Here is a 21749-nt window from a genome sequence, read left to right as displayed (position 1 = left end):
CGGCCGTCGGATAACTGGTACAAACAGGAGCCTGTCGCGGGGCAGGCTGCTCAAACAGCACAAGGGATGTCGGGGAGACACATGACTACGAAGGCCCAAGCCACCACACGCTGGATCGCATCGATCGCGGCGGTGATCACCATCAGCGGCTGCGCGGTTAGCCCCGAACCGATCGGGATCATCGATGTGCAGGAGCAGGCCAAAAAGGATGTCGAGACGCTCGGCACCGGTCAGTCCGTGCTCGAAGGCGAACTCACGCCGGAAGTCGCTGTGGCGCGGGCACTGCTCTACAACCGCGAGCGCCATGTCCGCAGCATGCAGGCCGCGTTGCGCAGCAATCAACTGGATGCCGCCAACTTCGACATGCTCCCGTCGCTGACGGCGCGCGCCGGCTACACCACGCGCAGCGAGTTTTCCGCTACCGAAAGCGTGCCCTTCATCGACGATGAGCCGGTGCGCAATGACGGCCCCGCGAACTACAGCATCGCCCAGGAGAAGGAACGCTATACCTACGGCGTCGATTTCACCTGGAGCGTGCTCGATTTCGGCCTGTCCTATGTGCGCGCCAAGCAGAAGGCCGATGCCTATCTGATCGCGAAGGAGGAAGAGCGCAAGGCGGTCCAGAACCTCGCACAGGAAGTGCGTGGTGCCTACTGGAAATCGGTCTCCGCGGATCGGCTGCTCGAGAAGGTCGGTCCGTTGATGACGGAAGTGGACGACGCCCTGGAGCGCAGCCGCCAGATTGGCCGCGAACGCCTGTCTGACCCGCTCAACAGCTATTCGTACCAGCGCAGCCTGCTCGACGTGAAGCGCAGCCTGAGCAGCCTGCGTGCCGAACTCGTGGGCGCGAAGGAACGGCTGGCCAGCCTCATGGGTCTGCCACCCGCGACCCGTATCGAGTTGCCCAGCTATGAGAACGACGAGCTCGACGAGCCACAGCTCAAGCTCGATCTGGCGACCATGGAGCGCACCGCGCTGCTGCTTCGGCCCGAGATTCTGACCTCGCATTATCGCGAGCGCATCTCGCGCAACGATGTGCGTGCTGCACTGCTGCAGATGTTTCCGGATCTGAGCTTCAGCGCCAGCTATCAGTACGACGACAACGAGTTCCTTCGTTTCAACGACTGGGCCAGCGCGGGTGCGTCGATCAGCTATGACCTGCTCAACATCTTTCAGGTCGGCGCCAACCGTGATGCGGCGAAAACCTCGGTCGAGATCGCCCAGGAGCAGCGTCTTGCCGCATCGCTTGCCGTGCTGACGCAAGTGCATCTGGCCGCACTCGAGTTCAAGGCCTCGGAAAGCAAGCTGGAAACCGCGAAGAACTATCTCGACGTGTCCCGCGGTATTTCCGATCTGGTCACGCGTCAAGCGTCCTCTGGCAGCGTTGGTGAACTGCAGGCGATCAAGGAACGGTTGAATGCGCTGGTCGCGGAACTGCGCCGCGACTTGGCTTATGCCCAGATTCAGAACGCCTTTGCCCGTATCTTCAGCAGCATCGGTCTGGATCCCTATCCGATGGCGGCGGGTGATACGCCAGAGGAGCTGGCATTGGGACTGGCCAATCGGCGTGCCGCCTGGGAAGAAGGCCAGATCGCCGTCGTGGTTCGGCCCATTGCCGAGCAGGAGCCTGTGCTTCGGGCGGATTCGCCGGGCGCGCAGCCGAGCTTCCAATTCTCGGAAGATACCTTCGCGTTGGCTGGCAATGTCGATTATCAAGTGATGTCGGCACAAAGCAGTGCGCTGCCGGCCTGGCTGCAGTTCGACCCCGCGACCCGCACGTTCACGGCCGGCCCCGGTGCGCCGGCTCAGCCGGTCACGGTGATGGTCAAGGCCGAGAACGACCAAGGCATCTATGCGCTTGATCGCTTCGTGCTTCGACCGAACCAGGGCTGATTTATCGATTGCCGTTCAGAACAGCTGCAGCGCCGGCATCATGGCCTGATGTCGTGCCCCGGCGCGGCGCCTGTTCCGCAGTACAGTGCGCTCGCGCGGCGTGGATGCCGCGCGAGCGAGGGCGCGACCGCGCCGGGAGCAACAGACGGTGTTTAGACAGCTGGAGATACTCAGCGCGCAGGCGCACGGGGATCTGCGTCTGCGATCGATAGAGGACTACCGGTTCGCAGCCCTGAGGAGTCAGGTGCCGCTCGTTTTTGACGAGATCGTCGAGGCGGCCAAGCATTTTCCGATCGTGTTCCCGGCCAGCCGTGCCAAGACCAAGCCGGTTGCGTTGCTGGGCCTGCGCCGCGCGCGCAATCACTTCGTCGCAGAGGACGGCCGCTGGCAGGCCGGTTACGTACCTGCGTTCCTGCGTCGCTATCCGTTTGTTTTCGGACGTCATGGCAACGCCGGTGCACGGCACCTGACGGTCATGCTCGACCGCAAGGCGCCGCATCTGGACAGGAGCGAGGGCCAGCCGTTGTTCGACAGGCCGGCCGGCAGTACGACCGCGTCGGGCGCGCCCACGGCGATGAGCCAGACGGTGCAGGATGCGGTAGCGTTTCTATCGCGTTATCAGGAAGCGGCCGACCAGGTTACCGACCGCATGGCACCGCTCATCGAGGCCGACGTGTTCGTCGACCGAAACCTCGAGATGTACGTCGGCACGCGTCGCACCAACCGAATCACCGGTATTCGCGTAGTAGATAGAGAGCGCGTCGCCGCGCTCGATGATGCGACACTCGGTCGCTGGGCGCGCAGCGGGCTGCTTGAAGCCGTGCACGCCCACTGGCAGTCGTTGACCAATTTCAGACAGCTCACGGGATGATCCGCTGATGACACATCTGTACGAGCATTGCCGGCGCGCGTTAGGTCTTCGCCGCATGGCATGGGTAGTGGGCTGCGCCGCGTTGGTGATCACGAGCGGCGCGCAGGCCGATCAGCGAGCGAAGATCGAGGCCATCGAGGGCACGGTCATTTCCACGGAACTCAGCGGGCGTATCGCCAAGCTGCCGTTTCGGCCCGGCGATTCGTTCAAGAAAGGTGCCGAACTCGCCGAGCTCGACTGCACCCTCTATCACGCCGAGCGCGACCGCGTGAGCGCGCAACTGCAGAGCGCGCGGAAAACGCTGGAGAATCGTCGGCGCTTGGCCGAGCTACGTTCGATCGGCAAGCTCGAGGTCGACCTGGCCGAACTCGCGGTCCGCGAATCGAGCGCGGAGCAGCGTATTGCCTCCATCAACGTCAAACGCTGTTCCATCAATGCACCGTTCTCGGGACGCGTCGTAAAGCTGCATTCGCGCCAGGGACAGAGCGTGAAGGCTCAGGAAAAGCTCATGGAGATCGTGGGTAGCGATCTCGAGGCGCGCGTGATCGTGCCCGCGCGCTGGCTGTCCTGGATCGAAAAGGATCAGGGCGTCGAGCTTGCAGTGGAGGAAACCGGTGAAACGGTGTCCGGCAAGGTGACCCGCATTGGCGCCGCCGTGGACCCGGTCAGCCATACCATCCCGGTATGGGCGTCGCTGAAGGAATCGAGCTCGCTGCGTCCGGGTATGAGCGGCGTGGCCCGTTTCCCGGATCGCCCGGACAGCACATCCACCGAATGAGGCAGCCGCGCATGCGGATGGATCGACATGGCTGCTGAGGGCGGACTGGACACCGCGCGCCTTTCTGCGCTGTTCGAAGTCGAGCACCGCGCGCGCGGGGCCGATTCGCCCACCACGCTGCGCTTCATCAGCGTCAACGAGTCGCGTGGCGTGGTTGACTATCGCCAGGCGGCGCTGCTCGAGTCCGGTATCCGGGGTTGGCGAGTCACCGCCATTTCCGACGTGCCGGCCGTGGACCGCAACAGCCTGTACGCGCAATGGGTCGAGCGTGTGGTGGGCCTGCAAGATCTGAGCGAGGCCAGCACCCGGGAAGTGTCGATCGACAACCTGCCGGACTGGGAGCGCGGTGTCTGGTCCGAAGTCTGCCCCGCGCGGGCGATGCTCGTGCCGGTTGCGGCCCCGGGGCAGACGCCTTCGGCTTGGTTGTGGATCGCCCGCGAGCAAGCCTGGAGCGATGCCGATCGCTTTCTCGCCGAGCATGTGGCCGAGGTGTTCGGCCATGCCTTCGTTGCGCTATCGCCAAGGCGGCGGCGCGGTTCGCTTTTCGGTCGTCTCAAGCGCAGTTCCGTGGGGTTGCTGTTGCTGGTGCTCGTGATCGCCGCGCTGGCGATCCCTGTACGGCTGTCGGCGCTTGCGCCGGCCGAGATCGTGGCACGTGATCCGACGATCGTCGCCGCGCCCATGGAAGGGGTGGTCGAGAAGGTGCTGGTGGAGCCGAACGCGCGGGTCGAGAAGGGCCAACCGCTGGTGCGACTGCAGGACCTGGAGGCGCGCAACCGTTTCGATGTCGCCAACGAAGCGCTCAAGGTGGCGAACGCGCGCTACAGCAAGGCCTTGCAGGAGTCCTTCGACGACCCGAAGAGTCGCGCCGAACTGGCCACGCTCAAGGCCGAGGCTCAGCTGCGTGAAGTCGAGCGGGCCTTTGCCAAACAGAAGCTCGACAAGATCGTGCTGCGCGCCGAGCACGATGGCCTGGTGATCTTCAACGACCCCAACGACTGGTCCGGACGACCGGTGCGTACCGGCGAACGCATCATGGAGCTGGCCGATCCGGCTTCGCAGGAGGTTCGGGTGCAATTGCCGGTGGACGACGCGATCGTGCTTGAGGCCGGCGCGCCGATGAAGCTGTTCCTCGACTCGCGGCCGCTGCAGCCGATCGACGGCAAGGTGCGGCGCGTGTCCTACAAGCCCGAGGTGACACCGCGCGACCAGATGGTCTATCGCGTGATCGCCCGCCTCGACGAGGAACGCGATTACCTGCGGATCGGTCTGCGGGGTACGGCCAAGGTCTCGGGGTCCAAGGTGCCGCTGGGTTACTACATCTTCCGGCGTCCGATCACGGCCCTGCGCCAGACGCTCGGCATCTGAGGGAACGCGCATGCTGTCGATCGGCGAAGCCGAGACCGAGGCATTTCTGTTGCCGCCGCTGCGGGCCGACCTGCGCCTGAGCCGCGGTGCGCCGGACGAGGACGGCAGCCCCATGTGGACGCTGTTCGATCCGCTGCGGCACCAGTATTTCCATCTGCACCTTCAGGGGTTGCGCCTGATCCGCCAGTGGCGCGCCGGTGTGTCGGCCGAAACCATGGCCGAAGAGGTCAGCCGCAAGGGCGTGGAGGTTGATGCCGAGGAAGTGATCGGCATGGCCCGTTTCATGCTCGCCAATCACCTGACGATGGCTCGTGGCCCGGCAGACACCGAGCGCTTGCAGTCCCAGTACGAGCGCTCCAAGACACGCTGGTGGCAGTGGCTGCTGCACCGCTATCTGTTCTTTCGCATACCGCTCGTGCACCCGGACGACTTTCTGGTGCGCACGCTGCCGTGGGTACGCCCGTTGGTGGGGCGGTTCACGCGGCTGCTGTTGCTGATTATCGGGCTGGCCGGCTTCTGGCTGGCTCTTCGCCAGTGGGAGCATTTTGCCGGGACCTTCCTGCAATTCCTCAGTTGGGAAGGTGCGTTCTGGTATGCGCTGGCGCTGATCACGGTCAAGGCAGCGCACGAGCTCGGCCATGCGTATGTGGCCAAGCATTACGGCTGTCGCGTGCCCTCGATGGGCGTCGCGTTCCTGGTGCTGTTTCCGATGCTCTATACGGATGCCACTGACACCTGGCGGCTGTCCAATGATCGACACCGGCTGCGCGTGTCGATGGCCGGCGTGATGACCGAGCTGGCCGTCGCGCTGATCGCCACCTGTATCTGGGGATTACTACCTGACGGTCCGGTTCGCCAGGCGGCTTTCTTCCTCGCCACCACCAGTTGGGTGACCTCGCTGCTGGTCAATCTCAGCCCGTTCATGCGCTTCGATGGCTACCATGCGCTCAGCGATTTCTGGGGCATCCGCAATCTGCAGCCGCGGGCCTTCGCGCTGGCGCGCTGGCGCATGCGCGAGGCGCTGTTCGGCTTCGGCGAGCCGCCGCCCGAGTCGTTCGCCCCGCGCCGTCGTCGCCTGTTGGTGATCTATGCGGTGAGTACCTGGATCTACCGGTTCTTCCTGTTTCTGGGTATCGCGCTGCTGGTCTACCACTTCGCGTTCAAGGCGCTGGGCATATTCCTTTTCGCGGTCGAGATCGGCTGGTTCATCGTTCGACCGATCACCCAGGAGATCGCTGCCATGCTGGGCCATGAATGGCATTTCAATCGCAAGGTGCTGCGCACCCTGTTGCTCACCATCGTGTTGCTGGTGGCGCTGTTCGTGCCCTGGCGGGGCACGGTCGGCCTGCCCGCCGTCCTGGAAGCGGTCGAGCATGTCTCGATTCACCCGCCCGAGGCCGCGCGCATCATGAGCGTAGAGGTTGTCGAGGGCGACAGCGTGCGACAGGGCGCTACGCTGTTCACGCTGGAACAGCCGGAACTGGAGCTCGAGGCCCGCAAGGCCGAAGGCCGTATTGATGTCGTTCGCGCGCGGCTCGCTCGTCGTGCCGGCTCCGCCGAGGATCTCGCCTCGGAAGGCGTATTGCGTACCCAGCTGGCCGAGTCGCGTACCCGTCTCGCCGGGCTGGGTGAACGGCGCCAGGCGCTGCAGATCGTCAGCCCGATCGACGGCACGGTCGTGCAGCGCGCCGATCTGCGGGCGGGCCAATGGGTCGCCAAGGAAGAAAAACTCGCGGATGTCGTGTCGCAGGACGGTGCGCGTGTGTATGCCTATGTGCGCGAACAGAACCTGGCCCGGATCGAAAAAGGCGCGACCGCGCGCTTCATCCCGGACGACGGTTCGCATGCCAGCGTCGACCTGCGCGTGGTCAGCATCGAGGACGTGGGCACGGAGCGGCTGCCTTATCCAGTGTTGGCCAGCACCTATGGCGGGCCGTTGCCGGTCACCGAAGCGCGTGACGATCGCGGCCTGCGTCTCGACGAAGGCGTCTATCGTGTCGTGCTCGAGCCGGCCGACCCGGCACGCGCGCCGGAGTGGCAGCTGGTCGGCCACGCGAGTGTGGAAGGCCCGGCCGAAAGCATCGCCGGGCGCTTTGCCCGCCATGCGGCCAGCGTGCTGATCCGCGAAAGCGGCTTCTGAACGAAAAAGGCCCGCACGGCGAACCGCGCGGGCCTTCAACTAGTGGCGCCGGAGACGCCTACCCGTAGCGTTTTAGCTTGCGAGCAGCGTGTTGATATCATCCGGCAGTTCGAAGGTCACATCCACGAACTCGCCGGTGGTCACAGCCTTCTTGAAGGTGTTGATCACCACGCGCACGGGTTCACGCACGTCGGCGGCGTCCATGTTCGAGCGGGTGGCGACTTCGCTGTAGAACTGGTCGAGTTCGACCGTGCCCTGTGCGTCGCCCGACTGCTGCTGGCCACCCTTGAGGGCCGCCTGCGAGAGCTCGCTCGGCAGCTGCGAAGTCATCTGCCGAATCTCTTCCTGCGGCAGGTGCAGGCACAGCGCTTCGATGGTGGCAAAGCTCACGTTGGTGGCCACGGTGCGGTCGTTGATCCCGGCCTGCTCGACGCGATTGATGAATTCTTCGGTCTGCATACTTTCGATCCTTGTTCGTCCTGTCTGATTCGGTGCGACACGCAGAGCGCGTGTCGGCGTGTCGCAGACTGTGCCGACCGCAGATACGCCCGGCTATCAGGACAAACCCGTAATCTCGACCTTCGAGCGCCGATCACTGGGCGATCGGGCCCAAAACCTTGGTTTCAGGTCCGATCGCGCCCACTCATAGCGAGACGCGCCGCAGCCGCAATGCGTTGCTGATCACCGACACCGACGACAGGCTCATCGCGGCGGCGGCCAGCATCGGCGACAGCATGGCGCCGAACAGGGGGTACAACACGCCCGCCGCAATCGGCACGCCGGCGCCGTTGTAGACGAAGGCGAAGAACAGGTTCTGACGGATATTGCGCATGCTCTGTTTCGACAGGCGCACCGCCTTGGCAATGCCGCGCAGATCGCCTTTCACCAGTGTGATGCGCGCGCTCTCCATCGCCACGTCCGTGCCGGTGCCCATGGCGATGCCGACATCCGCCTTGGCCAGCGCGGGCGCGTCGTTGACGCCGTCGCCGGCCATCGCGACCGTGAGGCCGTCGCGTTGGAATCGCTCGACCAGTGCGTGCTTGTCTTCGGGCAGAGCTCCGGCATGGACTTCGTCGATACCCAGGTCCCGGGCCACAGCGCGCGCCGTGGTTTCGCTGTCGCCGGTGAGCATGACCAGCCGCAGGCCGGCTGCATGCAGGATCTCCACGGCCTCGCGGGTGCTGGACTTCACCGGGTCGGCGACCGCGACCAGCCCGGCGAGCGCGCCGTCCACGGCCACGAGCATGACCGTCTCGCCGGCCTCGCGGCGTTTGTCGGCCGGCTCGCGCAGTGGCTCGGCGTCGATGCCGTAGTCCTGCATCAGCGCCGCATTGCCGATGAACACGTCGTGGCCGTCCACACGTCCGCGCACGCCGCGTCCGGTCAGCGACTCGAAGTCTTCGACGTCGCGCATGTGGATCTCACGCTCGGTCGCGCCGTCGACGATCGAACGCGCCAGCGGATGTTCGCTGGCGTTCTCCAGCGAGGCGACCAGTGCGAGCAGCTCGTCTTCGGCGAGATCGCCGCTGGGTTCGACGCCCACCAGCCTCGGGCGGCCTTCGGTGAGGGTGCCGGTCTTGTCCATGAGCAGCACGTCGACGTTTTCCATGTGCTCGAGCGCTTCCGCATCGCGGATGAGCACGCCTTCACGCGCGCCGCGGCCAATGCCGACCATTACCGACATTGGCGTGGCCAACCCCAGCGCACAGGGACAGGCGATGATGAGTACCGAGATTGCAGCGACCAGCGCATACGACAACGCCGGCTCGGGTCCAACCAGCGCCCAGACCACGAATGCCGTGATCGCCGACAGCACCACGGCCGGCACGAACACGCTGGCGACCTTGTCCGCCAGGCCCTGGATCGGCGCGCGCGAACGCTGCGCGGCGGCGACCATGTCGACGATGCGCGACAGCACCGTGTCGTCGCCCACCGAATCGGCCTGCATCACAAAGCTGCCGGTCTGGTTGACCGTACCGCCGGTGACGCTGTCGCCGGTCTGTTTTTCCTGCGGGACGGGTTCGCCGGTGATCATCGATTCGTCCAGCGTTGAGCGACCCTCGACGAGCGTGCCGTCGACCGGCACCTTTTCGCCCGGACGCACGCGCAGGCGATCGCCGGCAGCCAGCGAGTCGAGCGCGACATCGGTTTCGTTGCCGTCGTCGTCGAGGCGGCGCGCGCTCGGCGGCGCGAGATCCAGCAGCGACGCCAGCGCGCGCGACGTCTGGCCGCGGGCGCGCGCTTCCATGACCTGGCCGAGCAAGATCAGGGTGATGATCACCGCGGCAGCTTCGAAATACAGCGGCGCGTGCCCGGCGCCGGACATGAAGGATTCGGGCAGGACACCCGGCAACAGCAGCGCCACGATGGAGAAGCCGTAGGCTGCGCCCACCCCCAGCGCGATCAGCGTCCACATGTTCGGGCTGGCGTTGACCACCGACTGCCAGGCGCGTTTGAAGGCAAAGCCGCCACACCAGAACACCACCGGGGTGGCCAGTGCCAGCTGAATCCAGCCGAAACTCGCGCCGAAGAAGCCGCGCAGATCGAGGCCCGGCACCATCTCGCCCATCGCCAGCGCGAAGATCGCGGCCGACAACGGCAGGCTGACCCAGAAGCGCCGCAACATGGCCTTGAGTTCAGGGTCGTCCGTATCCGCGCTGACCGTGGTCGGCTCCAGCGCCATGCCGCATTTCGGGCAATCGCCGGGTTCGTCCTCGACGATTTCCGGATGCATGGGGCAGGTGTACTGGGTCTGGCGTTTCGGCGGTTTCGCCGGCTCGAGCGCCATGCCGCATTTCGGGCAGTCGTCCGGCTTGTCGCTCTCGACGCCAGGGCACATCGGGCAGATATATTGCGTGCCGGGCGGCGCCGGCGCGTCGTCCGATTCGCTCGGGTTCAGGAACGATTCGGGATCGGCGGCGAAACGGTCGCGACAGCGCGCGCAGCAGAAGTACCAGGTCTGGCCGTCGTGTTCATGGCGCGGCGCCTCGGCCGACGTCACGGACATCCCGCAGACCGGGTCTTTCGTCGCCTGTTCGGCATCGCCGGGGGTGTGGCAGTTGTGTTCAGTCATCGTCATTCAGCGTTTCGATTATCGGGCAGCCCTCCACCGGACCTGTGCCCGAGCAGCGTCGGGTCATGTCGCGCAGGGCAGTGCGCATTCTTTGCAGGTCGTCCAGCCGGGTTTCGATTTCGGCGAGCTTGGATTCGGCGACACTTTTGATCTGTGCCGTCTGGCCGCCGGCCTGCAATTGCAGCAGCGACCGGATTTCTTCCAGCGTGAATCCCAGCCGCTTGGCGCGACGAATGAACCGCAGCCGCCGCGCGGCATCTTCCGGATAGCGCCGGTAGCCGCTGGCCGCTCGTGGCGGCTCGGGCATCAAACCCCGCCGTTCGTAGTAGCGGATGGTTTCGACGCCGGTATCGCCGACGCGGGCAAGTTGTCCGATTGAATAGGCCATGTCTGTCATCCGGTTTGATAGGGAGAGATTAAGTCCGTATGCAGGTACAGGGTCAAGCGAGTGGGCACGATTGCCTCATGGCAGCGATCAATGCCGATTCGCGGCCCGTTCGTGCGATACCGACAGAGGGTCATGACCGGGTGGCGGGCCGACGGTGCAGGAACGCCACCCGGCGAGTAGTCGCGCGTCAGTACCAGGCGCGAATACCGACAACAAAGGCGGTCGACGACGTTTCTTCGCCGTCGGCCCGTGCGATGTCCCGGGTTTCGCCGTAGGTCTGTTCCCAGCGCACCCCGACGTAGGGGGCAAATTCGCGCTTGATTTCGTACCGCAACCGCATCCCCATCTCGGTGCTGTTGAGCCCGCTGGCCAGCCCGTATTTCGGCACGTCCTGCGCCGAGGCGTTGATCTCGGCGCGAGGCTGCAGGATCAGGCGCTGGGTGAGCAGCAGCTCGTATTCGAATTCGCCGCGAAAGCTCACATCGCCGTCTTCGCTGATGAACAGCGCGGTATCCGACTCGAACCAGTACGGGGCCAGGCCCTGCAGGCCGAGCACGGCAAAGCCACGGTCCGGGTTCGGGTTGACGTCGTAGCGAATGCCGACCTGGGCACTCCAGAACGGCGCGATCGTGCGGTTATAGAGCGCCTGGAACTCGGTGTCCTCGGGCGACCCACCGCTGAGCGGGCCTTCGCCCTCGGTCTTGAGCCATAGCTTATGGTAGTCGCCGCCGATCCAGCCCTGGGCATCCCAGAGATAGTTGTTGGCGCCGTCGACATCGCCGTACTCGAGCCGATCGATCAGCAGGAACCTGTGGATCTGCTCGTCGTGGATCGCCTTGTCCCAGGCCATCGGTGCGCCGCTGTTCGGATCGACAGGCCCTGCGGATATCACCGAATCGAGATCCGCCTTGCCGTCGGCTGCGGCGTGGGCCGCAAGCGGGATACCCAGACAGAGCACGAGAGTCCCGGCGGTCGTGATGATCGCGTGTCTAGGCATTGTCGTCTCCCGACCGATCGCTTACCCGCACGACGCGGAACATGCCCATTTCCATGTGATAGAGCAGATGGCAGTGGAAGGCCCAGCGGCCCGGCTCGTCCGCGGTGATCAGCAGCGAGGCGCGCGAACCCGGCAGCACACTCAGGGTGTGCTTGAACGGCAGGTGGTCGCCCTGGCCGTTCTCGAGCTCCATGAACATGCCGTGTAGATGGATCGGGTGCTCCATCATCGTGTCGTTGACGAGCACCAGCCGGATGCGTTCGCCGTAGGGGAACTCGATCGGCGTGGACTGGGAGTACTTCACGCCGTCGAAGGACCACATATAGCGGTCCATATTGCCGGTCAGGTGGACCTCGATGGTCTTCGACGGTTCGCGCCGGTCCTGCATCGGCACCACGTTGCGCAGCTGGCTGTAGGTGAGCACGCGATGGTTGACGTCCTCCAGCCCGGTGCCCGGTTCGGCCAGGCGATCGCGCTGTACGTTGGCGACATTGATATTGCCCGCGCCGTGCATGTCGGGACCGTGCTTGGCGATCACCGGGCCGGTTTGTTCCATCATCGCGCCGGTGCCCATGGTGCCGGCATTCGGGCCTGTGCCATGGGCCATCTTTTTCATGTCATGGCCCATGCCGGACATCTTGTGCCCCTTCTTTGCGGCGCCCATGTCATGGCCTTGATGGTGCATGCCGGCCATGCCGGAACTCTTTTCGGATCTGTCCATCTTTTGCATCGAGCCGTGATCCATCGCCATCTGGCCGTGGCCCATCTGTTTCGTGCGCTCGCCGTGCGACATGTGCATGCCGCCCATGTCCATCTGGCTCATGTCCATGCCCATATCCATCATCGTGCGCTGCGGCTGTTCGCGCAGTGCCGGCACGGGCGCGACCATGCCCGCCCGCGGCGCGAGCGTGCCGCGGGCATAACCGCTGCGAGCCATGGTCTCGGCCATGATCGTGTAGGCCCGATCGGCCTTCGGCTGTACGACCACATCAAAGGTCTCGGCCACGCCGATCTGGAACTCGTCGGTCTCGACCGGCTGCACTTCCTTGCCGTCGGCCGCGACGACTGTCATCGGCAGGCCTGGCACGCGGACGTTGAAATAGGTCATCGCGGAGGCGTTGATCACGCGCAGACGGATACGCTCGCCGGGCGTGAACAGGCCGGTCCAGTTGGCGTCGGGATGCACGCCGTTCATCAGGTAGCTGTAGGTATGGCCGGTGACGTCGGCGATATCGCGCGGGCTCATGCGCATGTCGCCCCAGGCCAGGCGATCCTTCAGCGTGGTGGCGACGCCGGATTGGCGAAAATCCTCGGCCAGATCGCCGAGCGTGCGCTCGCTGAAGTTGTAGTAGTCGCTGACGGCCTTGAGCTTGGCCACCAGACGATGCGGATCCTCGAACGTCCAGTCGTTGAGTACGATGACGTACTCGCGGTCGGCATTGATGCCGTCGTCGCCTTGCGAATGAATCACGATCGGCCCGGTCTGGCCAATCTGCTCCTGCAGCCCGGAATGGCTGTGGTACCAGTAGGTGCCGGCCTGACGGACCGGGAAATCTACTTCGAACGTCGCGCCGGGGTCGATGCCGGGGAAGACCACGCCGGGCACGCCGTCCATCTGGAACGGCAGCAAAATTCCGTGCCAGTGGATCGAGGTCGACTCGTCGAGATGGTTATGTACCCGCAGGTGGGCGTTCTGTCCTTCCCAGAGTTCGACGATCGGGCCGGGCGTGGTGTGATTGAGCGTGATAGCGGATGCCCGGCCGCCGGCGATATCGATCGTCTCGCGGCGGACATGAACGTCCATCACCACATCGCGTGCGGCGCCGCCCGGGACCTGAGCGGCGGCGGTGTCGAGATGCCTTGCCGCGCCTTCGGCCATGTTGTTCCGGGCATAGGCTGGTAGCAACGCATTGAAGCCGGCCAGCAGGCCGGTCGCGCCCATGGCGCGCAACAGGCGACGTCGGTCGCTGTCGTGTGTTCGATTATCCATCGGGATGTACTCCTGAATTCGAGATCTGATGAGGGGCGGGAACGCGAGGCTCAGCCATGGGTATGGGCGTCCTCGCCCTGATGCGCGTCGGCCTCGCCGGCGGAGTGCTTGCCGCCATGGCTGGCGCCGGATTCGTCGTGATGTTCGCGCGTTCCGTGGCCGATGCCGCGCACCTTGGCCGTCTGCAGCATCTGCCGGTAATCGGCGGCGGACATGTCCGGCAACTGCTCGACAAACGCGGTCATCGCCCACAGGTCCTCGTCGCCATGCGACGCGCCCCAGGCGGGCATCCCCGATGCCTTGATGCCGTGCTTGATCACCCAGAAGATTTCGCTCGCGCTTTTCTCTTCGGCAGCGTGGGTGAGCTCGGGTGGTCTCGGATACATGCTGCGCGCCGCGACTGATTGCCGGCCCCCGGGCGGGGCATGGCAGCCACTGCACATGGTGTCGAAGTTGGTCGCACCCGCCAGCAGCTGTGCCTCGGAGCCCAGTTGCGGGGCATCGATGTCCGCGGCCTGGCGTGCAACCGATCGATGAACCGTTGTCTGCAATGCCCAGCGCGTGATCGGCCAGTGCTCGCTCGTGGCGGCGACGTTGTAGGCGCCGGAATAGATGACGCCGGCTGCGGTGACGCCGACCACGACAAGGCTGACGGCCACGGTGGCCGTGACTGTTTTCCAGATTCGCATGATGTTCTTTCCCTGGAACGGCGATGCGTCGGGTCACCCGAGCTGGCCTGTTGCGGCCCGTAACAGCCGATGTCGGGCGTACGGAAACAGGCCTGAGCGAACACCGGTGCGGTGTGCACAACGCCGTTGCGACTGAAATGCGGCGCCGGAGCGCCGCGCGGGTCGCGTTACGGGAAAGAGGGTGGGCGGTAAGGCGGACTGTCGAAGCCGCTTGTCAAGCCGGCTGTCACAGGGGCTGCGCCATGGACCGCGGGAGAGGACGGCGTGCCATGTGGCGCCTGGGTTGCGACCGCGCTCGACGAACAATGCCCCGTGAACGCGCAGCAGCAACGCTCATGGGTGTGGGACGCATCGGTTTCGTCGTGCTCGCCAGGCGCATTCGCAGTCGCGTGTGAGCCGTTTGCGGCATGCGAATGGGCGGTGTTCGCCTCGTTGCCCGAGGCGCCGTGGGCATGCTCATGCCCATGGCTTTCACCGATGCCCATCCCGCCGGCCTGGGCAACGAGTATCTGAAGCAGCAGGAAGACGATCAGCGCGACGCGCATCTGGCAAGACCTAGGGCGCCTGTCGCGCCGGCCAGCACGAAGTCATGCTGTGCGTGCGCACCTTGATGGTTTGTCGCTTCAGGCTAGAGGCGCGCATAGACGTCGCCATCGAGCGTGCGTACTACAAAGGGCTCGGTCTTCGGCCCGGGCATCCCGGGTGTGCCGATCGGCATGCCGGGCAGGGAAATGCCGCGAATCAAGGGGCGTTCGTCCAGCAGTTTTGCAATCACCGCAAGCGGCACGTGGCCGACCACCAGATAGTCACTGATGCGCATCATGTGACACGAGCTCAACTGCGGCGCCACGCCGGCGTCGCGAAATCGAGCGACGCGATCGCCCATCGGCTGCACATCCACATCGAATCCGGCCGCGCGCAGATGCTCGACGTACTTGTGACAGCAGCCGCAGTTCGGGTCCCGATACAGCGAAGCCGCGACCGGCGCGGCGACTGCAGAACTGGCCAGTGCCCAGAACAGGAGGGCGACGGCGAATCGAGGAAGGGCGCGATAACGCGGATAGATCATGGTCGCTCTCCGGGCGATTTCGGCGCGCGATGTGCGCGCTCGTCTCTTTTGCGCTCGAATATAGGCATACGTCGCAGGCGTCGACAACATGAACCACGGTACGGGCTTGCCGGTGGCGAAACGGCACAAACGCTGGCCGGCAAAGGCCTGGTGCCGGTCCGGCACGGATGGCGAAAAGGCGGGACGGCACTGTAGCTGGACGCCATTCTGCGCAATTGCATGGCGGGCGCCGACCGTCGGGCACCCCGCTTTGGGGGGCTTGAAGCCCGGCAAGCGCGTACACTACGGCGCGTTACGAACCGGTGACAGGAACGAGACGTATGCGAGTAGTGGCGATTGGCGCCGGCGCCTGGGGCAAGAACATCATCCGCAATCTCGACGAGATCGGCGCGCTGGGCGGTATCGTCGACGGCAACGCGGATCGTCTCAACGAGTTTGGCGAGCAATATCCGCAGGCCGCGCTGTTCGCCGATTATCGCGCCGCACTCGAATCGGACTGTGAGGCCGTGGCCATTGCCACGCCGACGCCGTCGCATTTCGAGATCGCCATGGCCGCGCTCGAGGCAGGCAAGGACGTATTCGTCGAAAAGCCGCTCACCCACAGCTCGGCGGAAGCGCGCCAGCTGGTCGACGCGGCGCGCCACAAGAACGCGATCCTCATGGTCGGCCATCTGCTGATCTACCAGCCGGCGATTGCCTGGATCCGCGACTATGTCGCCGCCGGCGAGATCGGCGAGCTGTTCTCGATCCGCCACGAGCGGCTCAATCTCGGCCGTGCGCGCAGCGCCGAGAACGTGATCTGGGATATCGGCGTGCACGACATGGCGATCATGCTCTATCTGGTCGGCATGGCGCCCGACCGGGTACGCGGCACGGGTCATCGCATGCTCGGCCTCGGCGTCGAGGACGAGGTGCATGTGCATCTCGAGTTCGAGAACGGCGTACGCGGCAATATCCATACCTCCTGGCTGTGGCCGGAAACCAACCGGCGCACCATCCTGCGCGGTTCGCGCGGCATGCTCGTCTATGACGAGGTCGGCCAGACGGTCACCCATCATCGCAAGTGGATCGACGACGACCTGCAGAATCACGACGAGGGCAGCGAGGTCGTGCATCGTGGTGACGGCCAGCCGCTCAAGCTGGAACTGCAGCATTTCGTCGATCGGGTGGCCGATCGCCAGCCGGCGCGTTCCGACGGCGAAAGCGCGCTGGCAGTGGTCGAGACGCTGGAGCGAATCAATACCGCGGTCGAGGAGTCGAGCCGCTACTAGCCAGGCCGCGCGCCCTGGCAGTCCGTATCACGGCGCCCTAGAGGCGCCGTTTTTTGCTTGCTCGATTTACGCGAGCGCCGCATATTGCAGGCAGCGGTATCGGACACACCGATATCGAGAAAAACAACAAGCAATAACAAGACACAAGAAGAAGGGGAGCGTTAAGTGGAACAAGGGCCACTGATTCAGATCGGGCTGCCGGTCTCGTTGTTCATCATCATGCTCGGCATGGGCCTGACGCTCGCGCCGCGTGATTTCCGCAACGTGGTGATCTATCCGCGCGCCACGATCATGGGCGCCATCGCCCAGATCCTGCTGCTGCCGGTGATCGCGTTCGCAATCGTGGCACTGCTCGGTCTGCCGGGGCCGATCGCCGTGGGGCTGGTCATCATCGCGGCCTGCCCGGGCGGCACGACCTCCAATCTGTTCACCTTTCTCGCCCGCGGCAATGTCGCGCTGTCGATCGTGCTCACCGTGTTGGCGAGCCTGGTCACGATCCTCACGCTGCCGCTGTTCACCAACCTGGCGATGCGCCTCTATATGGACACCAGCGAGCAGATCTCGCTGCCGGTACTGCGGACCATTGCCACGCTCGTGGTCATCATCCTGATCCCGGTCTCGCTCGGCATGGGGCTGCGCCGAATCGCGCCTGCTTTTGCGAAGCGCTCCGAGAGCTTTGTCAGCCTGTTCGGCATGCTCGTGCTCACCGCGTTGATCGTGGCGATCGTGCTACAGGTACGCGATCAGTTCTGGACGTTGCTACAAACCGCGGGCCTGGCCGCGGCCGCGCTCAACGTGGCCGGCATCGCACTGGGCTTTCTCGGCGGCCGGGTGACAGGACTGCCGGCGCGAGACGCGCTGACGGTCGCTATCGAACTGGGCATCAAGAACGCAACGCTCGGCCTGCTCGTGACGCTCACGCTGCTGGACTCCAGCGAGATGTCGGTGCCGTCCGCGGTCTACGGCGTGCTCATGTTCGTCTTCGGCATCGGGCTTATCCTCTTCGGGCGCAAGACCCAGCGCGCGCCCGACTAGGCCGGGCGCACGATTAGGCCGCACCAGAACAGGGCGCGCTCGGCGGCGTAAGGCCGCCCCTTCCCGGCGGCCGGATCGCGTGCGCTCCCATCAACCGGCGTCAGTCGTAGCGGCCCTCGCGTTTGCGACGTCTGAGTGCGCGACTTACGGTGGCCGGGTCGTTCAGTGACCCACCATGCATCGCACACTCGGTTACAGGAAGGCGCGGCATTATCGCCGCAGCAGCAGCTCGCGTTTTCGGAGGCCTTGCGGATGTGTCGCTTTTGCTTGGAATCGGCTCTTGTCGGCCATCTTGACGAACTCAATGACCAAGAGTTGCTGGACGCGTTTGATCCGCCAATCGATGCGCTCGAGGAGATTGATGACCTGCCTGCCGCCCTAATCGACTTGAATCCGGAGAAGCACGCGCTCGAAGTCGTCATAGCGCGTGTTGTCGAGCATTACGTGCTGCGCGGATTCGACGCTTCGGTCTTCGAAGCGGTGCAGAACACCTATGGCCACGCCGCTATCTCTGCGTTTTTTGAGACAAGTCGAGAGGCGCAGCCGGACTCGCTGGGCTCCGAGCTCACCGACGTCACGATCTACCAGCATCGCAAGGCCTGGTCCCGGTTGATGGCGCAGCGCACCGCGCTAGTCGGGCACGCAAAAGCCCGTCTCTATGAATACTTGGACTTATGGTGCGTCGCATTGCTCTGGCCAGCCGACCAGCATGAAGTCCAAGCGATGCCCAAGGTTCAGCCGCCCGCCCGCGAGGAGACGGCGGCAAATACGAGCAGTCTGCATGCACGTTTCATCGGCGATATCGCCGCGCTGGCCATCGTGCGCCGCTTCGAACCGGACGCGCCGGTGATTCGATCCATAGTCGCTGCCCAGCCGATGCACCTCCCAGGTTTTTCGACGCTCGGACTATGGCTTCAGCGTCGAGCCGCGGCGCACGTGGTTCGACATCGCGGCGTGGACTTTTTGGACTGCTTGCTGGAAGTTTCAGATGAGTTCAGGCGACTTGGCTATGAAGATTGGGCCGTCCGCAACGAACTGTTTCACTATGGTGTAGTGACTGCGCTGCTTACCGAAGAGGGCTGGCTACAACTTGACAAAATCCATCGCGAATACGATCAGACAAAAGGTCGATTGCCGGCGAATGGCGTAAGCGCGGTCGCTACTCAAGAAGTGATAGATAGCCGACTTGGGAGGACCGTCCAGCGTCGGCCTGGCAATTTATTGTTCTAGCTTTTGAATTTTTTAGATTCGCGCGGAAGTTATTCGGCGGTACCGTGAGATAAAAGCCTATCGCTCACAGTTCGCGGTCGGGACAAGGCTTATGACTAGATAAGCGCCTGTGTAAATGCACGTACTGCTGCAAGAGCGGCTTTCTGCAGCGGCGTTACATCGATGTGATCTAAGCCTCGAACCGGCAAGTCCACCGGCTTTGTAGTCCACTCATCTTCATTGCCATCATGTTCCCAAGCGGCCGCATCGAGAGTCAGACTGTTTGAGAATCCGTAGCCGCCGCCTTTCTCTTCAAAGTGAAAGCCAATTTTTATAGCCTTCTGGTCGCTCCACACGGAAGAGATAAATCGGCCGTTTTCGATATTGTGCATGCGATACATGCACTCATCCCAAGTGGTTGAAAGCGAGAGCTCTCCCTCGTATTCGTGTGCTTTGCAATCGGTAGCGCCAGCTTCGATCAATAGGCTCGTCGCCGGCGCCCAAACTTCTTCCCATAGCGCTTTGTAAAATAGCCATAGGTCGACTTGGGTCTGATAACCAGCCAGTAGCGCGCGGTGATAAGTGGCGAGATCATCCCAGCTCATATCTTCCGTGACGCCGTCATTGCGCCCGTGAATCTTTTCTACGAGCGTCTCAATCGCTTGTGCGTTACCTGGGGATTCGTAGTAGAACTGCAACGATTCGGGAATATCGATTTTTGACATGTCAGGCTCCGATCCGCGCCCAGAGTTGGCGTCGGAATGCGATAAAGGTATTGTCGTGATCGGACACTAATTCCGCTTCCCAATGACGAAGAAAATTCAGCCATGAGAGCGGATGCCAGATTTCCTTAAGCGAGCGCCTGTCTGCTCGTGAGAAAGCCCCATCCAGTGTGAGTAATACGAGCCGCAGATGCTCCGGATCGTCGACATTCTGCAGCGCGTCGCGGCCGTATTTCTCCAGCTGACCTTTCGTCAGCTTGTGATCGAACTTCATCTCGACGATTTGACGATATCTTCGGCAATTTTCATCGCGCCAGCTAATCAATAAGTCGATCCGCATAGATGAGTTATCGATACGGTCTTCAGCAGCAACATAAAAGCCCGTCGCTGATTTTAATGAGTGGAGAAAATTACTTGAGAAGGGTTCGTTCGGGATCAGCGCTCGAATGAGCGACTTACAACGATTTGCTTTCAGCTCCGGCATATCCCCGGCATGGGAAAAATGGGCGATTCCACTGGATGCCTGAGGCTCATGGAGCCTGAAACCGAATGGTTCTGCCAGATTGAGAGCGTGGCGCTCCCGCAAGCCGGGAAAGTAGTCCGTTATCGAGCTAGCCTGAAACGAGCTGATTGATCGGCTCGACTCTGTTACTCGCTCGCTATTTGTGAGAATAGTTCCGAAGCGATTCCGAACGAAATCGACGACTTGGCTATCGAGAACCGGGTTTCTCGACCACAGATCCGCCTCCGCTGCAACGGATTTGTAAGTCGAATTTAACCCATTCTGCATACTCAGTTTTCCCCGAGTTGTAGTTATAGTTTCGAGTAAATCGACCCTAACTCGGGGGTCTGCTAAATGGAAGGGGAGCTGTCTATTGGAATTCGATCGCAGGTGGCCCTCTTAAATAACGAAGTCAGCAGCCACAGGAACATGGTCTGACGGCCGCTTGCGGCCGCGTTCGCCGACATGGGCCTTGCACTCGCGGCAGTTATCGGCGAGCGCGCCGGTGGCGAGCACGTGGTCGATACGCAGGCCAGCGTTGCGGGCCCAGCCGCCGTTGCGGTAATCCCACCAGGTGAAGCGGTGGCGGCCTTCGGGCTCGTCGAACAGGCGCCAGCAGTCGGTGAGGCCGGCATCCAGAAGCTTCTGCAAAGCGGCGCGCTCGGGCGGCGAGCAGAGGATGCGGCCCTGCCATTTCTCGGGGTCGTAGGTGTCTTCGTCGCGCGGTGCGATATTGAAGTCGCCGGTGAGCACGAGCTTGTCGTGGGTCTTCAACTCGTCGGTGAGCCAACCGGCGAGCGCGTCGAACCAGGCGAGCTTGTATTCGTACTTGGGTGAATCCAGGTCTTGGCCGTTGGGGCAGTACACGCCGATCACGCGAACGCCGTCCACGGTCGCCGCGATCACGCGTTTGTGCTCATCCTCGAAGCCGGGCAGGGCATAGACCACGTCCTCCGCGGGCGTTTTCGTGAGCAGCGCGACGCCGTTGTAGGTCTTCTGGCCGGTAAACACGGTTTCGTAGCCGGCTTCGCGGATGGCTTCGACCGGGAACTTGGCGTCGGTGAGCTTGGTTTCCTGCAGCGCGAGCGCGTCGACCGGATTCTTCTCCAGCCAGGCGAGGACATGGTCCAGGCGCACGTTGAGCGAATTGACGTTCCAGGTAGCGATATGCATCGAGTGGTTCCTTAGGGGGCGACAACACATGAGTGCTGCGGGCGGCGGTGTACAGTGCGGGCCCGTAGTTAGCCTTCAGCGTGTCATGCGATGTTTCGAGTTCTGTTCAAGCCTGTTGCGACCGCCATTGTAATGGCCACCGGGCTGGTCGGCTGTGCGAGTTCGCCGCCCAAGCAGTTCACCCGCTCGGCGGACGAATTCACGCCCTGCTCGAGCGCGCCGCATTGCGTGTCGTCGCAGGCGCCGCGAGACAGTTCGAAGTATGTCGAGCCGCTGCGTTTTGCCGGCGCGACAGTGGCCGCTGCCCGCCAGGCTTTGCTGAAAGCGCTATACGAGGCCGACAACGCGCGGGTGGAACGCACCGAGGAGCGATTCGTTCATGTGACCTTCCGCACGACGACCGGGTTTGTCGACGATGTGGCGTTTCTGATTCAGCCCGAGGCGCAGATCATCGACGTGAAGTCGTCATCGCGGATTGGCTACTACGACTTCAACGTCAACCGAAAACGTGTCGAGCATCTGCGGGCGCGTTTTAACGCGCTGCTCGACACGCCAAGTTAGCCGCCCCCGGGATGCGGAGG

19 protein-coding genes are annotated in these 21749 nt (G+C 63.6%); 9 read left to right on the top strand and 10 right to left on the bottom strand.

The window, feature by feature from the left end:
• Nucleotides 1–81 precede the first annotated feature (81 nt).
• The 5 genes from SADO_RS07785 (at nt 82) to SADO_RS07765 (ending at nt 7050) form a co-directional block, all read left to right on the top strand.
• Nucleotides 82–1893, top strand: a complete 1812-nt coding sequence (locus tag SADO_RS07785) for a TolC family protein (protein WP_353110611.1) — start codon at nt 82–84, stop codon at nt 1891–1893.
• Nucleotides 1894–2041: 148 nt separating this feature from the next.
• Entirely contained in the window at nt 2042–2764 is a 723-nt protein-coding gene (locus SADO_RS07780) for a SapC family protein (RefSeq protein WP_353110610.1), read from the top strand.
• Between the two features lie 7 nt (nt 2765–2771).
• Entirely contained in the window at nt 2772–3542 is a 771-nt protein-coding gene (locus tag SADO_RS07775) for an efflux RND transporter periplasmic adaptor subunit (protein WP_353110609.1), read from the top strand.
• A 27-nt stretch (nt 3543–3569) separates the two neighbouring features.
• On the top strand, nt 3570–4910 hold the full coding sequence (locus tag SADO_RS07770) for an efflux RND transporter periplasmic adaptor subunit (RefSeq protein WP_353110608.1): 1341 nt from the start codon (nt 3570–3572) through the stop codon (nt 4908–4910).
• 10 nt (nt 4911–4920) lie between these two features.
• Entirely contained in the window at nt 4921–7050 is a 2130-nt protein-coding gene (locus tag SADO_RS07765; RefSeq protein ID WP_353110607.1) for a site-2 protease family protein, read from the top strand.
• A 72-nt stretch (nt 7051–7122) separates the two neighbouring features.
• On the opposite strand, the gene SADO_RS07760 is transcribed toward SADO_RS07765, so the two are convergent.
• From SADO_RS07760 to SADO_RS07730, 7 genes are all read right to left on the bottom strand, one after another.
• The gene (locus SADO_RS07760) at nt 7123–7509 is read right to left on the bottom strand and encodes a DUF2267 domain-containing protein (protein WP_353110606.1); all 387 of its coding nucleotides are present in this window, start codon (nt 7507–7509) and stop codon (nt 7123–7125) included.
• 184 nt (nt 7510–7693) lie between these two features.
• Complete coding sequence (locus SADO_RS07755) at nt 7694–10123, bottom strand: heavy metal translocating P-type ATPase (protein WP_353110969.1); 2430 nt, start codon at nt 10121–10123, stop codon at nt 7694–7696.
• Nucleotides 10116–10511: a MerR family transcriptional regulator gene (locus SADO_RS07750; RefSeq protein WP_353110605.1), complete on the bottom strand. Its 396-nt coding sequence runs from the start codon at nt 10509–10511 to the stop codon at nt 10116–10118. The genes SADO_RS07755 and SADO_RS07750 overlap by 8 nt, the downstream gene beginning before the upstream one ends.
• Before the next feature lie 187 nt (nt 10512–10698).
• Nucleotides 10699–11508, bottom strand: coding sequence for a copper resistance protein B (locus tag SADO_RS07745; RefSeq protein WP_353110604.1), 810 nt, complete (start codon nt 11506–11508; stop codon nt 10699–10701).
• On the bottom strand, nt 11501–13498 hold the full coding sequence (locus SADO_RS07740; RefSeq protein WP_353110603.1) for a copper resistance system multicopper oxidase: 1998 nt from the start codon (nt 13496–13498) through the stop codon (nt 11501–11503). Before SADO_RS07740 ends, SADO_RS07745 begins: the two co-directional genes overlap by 8 nt.
• A gap of 50 nt (nt 13499–13548) precedes the next feature.
• Nucleotides 13549–14187, bottom strand: a complete 639-nt coding sequence (locus SADO_RS07735; protein ID WP_353110602.1) for a c-type cytochrome — start codon at nt 14185–14187, stop codon at nt 13549–13551.
• Between the two features lie 628 nt (nt 14188–14815).
• The gene (locus SADO_RS07730; RefSeq protein ID WP_353110601.1) at nt 14816–15529 is read right to left on the bottom strand and encodes a DUF411 domain-containing protein; all 714 of its coding nucleotides are present in this window, start codon (nt 15527–15529) and stop codon (nt 14816–14818) included.
• Nucleotides 15530–15576: 47 nt separating this feature from the next.
• On the opposite strand from SADO_RS07730, the gene SADO_RS07725 reads away from it, so the two are divergent.
• The 3 genes from SADO_RS07725 to SADO_RS07715 all read left to right on the top strand — a co-directional run bounded on the left by SADO_RS07725 (nt 15577) and on the right by SADO_RS07715 (nt 18792).
• Complete coding sequence (locus tag SADO_RS07725) at nt 15577–16527, top strand: Gfo/Idh/MocA family protein (RefSeq protein WP_353110600.1); 951 nt, start codon at nt 15577–15579, stop codon at nt 16525–16527.
• Between the two features lie 165 nt (nt 16528–16692).
• Nucleotides 16693–17562, top strand: a complete 870-nt coding sequence (locus SADO_RS07720) for a bile acid:sodium symporter family protein (protein ID WP_353110599.1) — start codon at nt 16693–16695, stop codon at nt 17560–17562.
• A gap of 165 nt (nt 17563–17727) precedes the next feature.
• A complete protein-coding gene (locus SADO_RS07715) occupies nt 17728–18792 on the top strand; it encodes a hypothetical protein (protein ID WP_353110598.1) in 1065 nt (354 codons plus the stop codon).
• Between the two features lie 95 nt (nt 18793–18887).
• Here the strand turns inward: SADO_RS07715 and SADO_RS07710 are convergent, their stop codons facing one another.
• The 3 genes from SADO_RS07710 to xth form a co-directional block, all read right to left on the bottom strand.
• Nucleotides 18888–19496, bottom strand: coding sequence for a hypothetical protein (locus tag SADO_RS07710; RefSeq protein WP_209062745.1), 609 nt, complete (start codon nt 19494–19496; stop codon nt 18888–18890).
• 1 nt (nt 19497) lies between these two features.
• Nucleotides 19498–20283 carry a PD-(D/E)XK nuclease family protein gene (locus SADO_RS07705; protein ID WP_353110597.1) on the bottom strand — a complete coding sequence of 262 codons (786 nt, stop codon included), beginning with the start codon at nt 20281–20283 and terminating at the stop codon, nt 19498–19500.
• Nucleotides 20284–20394: 111 nt separating this feature from the next.
• Nucleotides 20395–21168, bottom strand: a complete 774-nt coding sequence (gene xth, locus SADO_RS07700) for an exodeoxyribonuclease III (protein ID WP_353110596.1) — start codon at nt 21166–21168, stop codon at nt 20395–20397.
• A 90-nt stretch (nt 21169–21258) separates the two neighbouring features.
• Between xth and SADO_RS07695 the strand changes: the two genes are divergently transcribed.
• Nucleotides 21259–21729, top strand: a complete 471-nt coding sequence (locus tag SADO_RS07695) for a DUF1499 domain-containing protein (RefSeq protein WP_353110595.1) — start codon at nt 21259–21261, stop codon at nt 21727–21729.
• Nucleotides 21730–21749 lie beyond the last annotated feature (20 nt).

Source organism: Salinisphaera dokdonensis CL-ES53 (assembly GCF_040361215.1).
Taxonomy (GTDB): Bacteria; Pseudomonadota; Gammaproteobacteria; order Nevskiales; family Salinisphaeraceae; genus Salinisphaera; species Salinisphaera dokdonensis.
This window is presented reverse-complemented; position numbering and strand designations above follow the sequence as displayed.